General features: G+C 32.3%; 3 protein-coding genes. All 3 read left to right on the top strand.

What is annotated here, in order from left to right:
- Nucleotides 1-256, top strand: a 256-nt coding sequence (locus KCG35_RS25005) for a hypothetical protein (RefSeq protein WP_215822569.1), incomplete at its 5' end; no start/stop codon positions are given.
- Between the two features lie 9 nt (nt 257-265).
- Complete coding sequence (locus KCG35_RS25000; RefSeq protein WP_215822568.1) at nt 266-1531, top strand: ankyrin repeat domain-containing protein; 1266 nt, start codon at nt 266-268, stop codon at nt 1529-1531.
- A gap of 143 nt (nt 1532-1674) precedes the next feature.
- Nucleotides 1675-1857: hypothetical protein (locus KCG35_RS24995; RefSeq protein ID WP_215822567.1), on the top strand; the 183-nt coding region annotated here is incomplete at its 3' end.

Raw genomic sequence — 1857 nt, 5'->3', positions numbered from 1 at the left:
TGGTAAGTTTATAGTAGCTCAACCTAAAAAAATTAATATTGTTGACCAATTTGGAATTAAGTTTAAAAACGAGTACTCGCCGCAAGCATGGAATAAGTATTTAGAAGTATCTGCAAAAGATATAAAGCCAGGGACAATAGATAAGAAAAAAGCCTGGATGGAAATATTTGAATCGCTGAAAGCTACTCATTTACCCAGAGAAGCAAAGAGCAATATTGTAAATGAACTTATTAAGTTTATTCCTGTTCCAGAATGAAGAGTAAATATGTTTATTATTGAATTTGAGTGTGAGGCAAGAAGAACAAAGGCTTTTAAAAGTATAAAATCTGCATGGGAAAAGCTTAGTGAAGAATTTGAGAAAAACGAGCTAGATGAATTTTCAGAAACTTTGAGTGTTGAAGAACCATTAAGGGAAATGATCAACTCTTTTTTGCATAATGATGAGATGACGTTTTTAAAGGCTTATGTTTACCAGAAAAAATTTAATATCGCGATAAGCTGTTATGACTATGATAGTGTATATTTATTAATTGATTACTTTAAAAAAACTATAATAAAAGATTTTTGTATAGTTGCCTATCATCCAGATGCGTGTGATGAAGATACTGGATTTGATGTGCGTGATCGCTACATATGTGAAAATGGACATGTGAGGCATGAAGAATTTTATCCACAATTAGAAGGGGAAGTTTACTCTTCTGATGAGTTTGATTTAGCGAAAGCTGCACAAGAAGGGAATCTTACTGTTGTAAAAAGCCTAATAGAGAAAGGTGTAAGCCCTTGCGTTGTAGTTTGGGGGTATACAGCATATTTTCATGCAATAAAAAATGGATACACTGATATTGTTGAATGTTTTATTAAGCATGGTGTGGACGTGAATGCGGAGCAAATCGATATATCTGGCGTGAAAGTAAATGGTTTAGAGGTAGCAATAAAAAATAGTCAAATAAAAGTGGCAAAAATTTTATGTAAAAACAAAATTAACGTCAATTACATTTGTAGTGATGGAGATTCAGTACTTGGCTATGCTTTATTCATCGGAAAGTTTAAAATTGCAAATATATTAATAAGAAATAGAGCGGACGTGAATTTTGTTTCTAAATTTGGGACACCTGTAGCCTATTTTGCGATTAAGTCCTTTGAAATTGTAAGAGAATATTCAGAATCTATTAAAGATAGAAATGAGGTATTTGATTTGATGATAAAAAATGGTTTAGATTGTAATATGTTAGTAAATAAAGGGAGGGGGGATATTTTTACTTATTTAATGGATGCGGCAAGTTATGGTGATATTTCAATTATAAAAATATTATTGAAAGAAAATGTTGATGTTAATGTTGTGAATAAAAATAGAAAATTGACAGCATTAGATTGTGTTATAAATAGTGAATATGCAGATGAAGAAGAATTTAAAGAAATATATTGCATGCTAAGAGATGGAGGTGCTAAGACTTATGAGGAGTTAAAAGCTGAAGGTAAGGTTAAAAATAAGACGACTAGGTTTAAGAGGAAAGCTGATAGTAGTGCTTAAAGAATAAGCCATAAAAATAGATACTTTTTGCGTTAAAAAGTAAATTGAAATCGGACTCTATTTGTAGTGCAGGTTGTTAGTTAAGTTCGTAAGTACTTATGGTTCCATAGTAGTAATAGCTTAGAGAGATTTTTGACCTAACAGTGACAGACAATAAGAGCAGTATCAGCCAGTATTACCGTTGGGTAAGCAACATCATTGTTTTATTTTTTTTCTGTATACAGTTGCCTGTCTATGGATTAAACCCTGATGGTTTTGAACAAGGCATGCATGTGGGGCATGTTTTTGCGCGTGCTGTCGTCAAAGATGACAATGGTCATCCCCTG

This window comes from Zooshikella harenae (assembly GCF_018837975.1).
GTDB classification, from domain to species: Bacteria; Pseudomonadota; Gammaproteobacteria; order Pseudomonadales; family Zooshikellaceae; genus Zooshikella; species Zooshikella harenae.
This window is presented reverse-complemented; position numbering and strand designations above follow the sequence as displayed.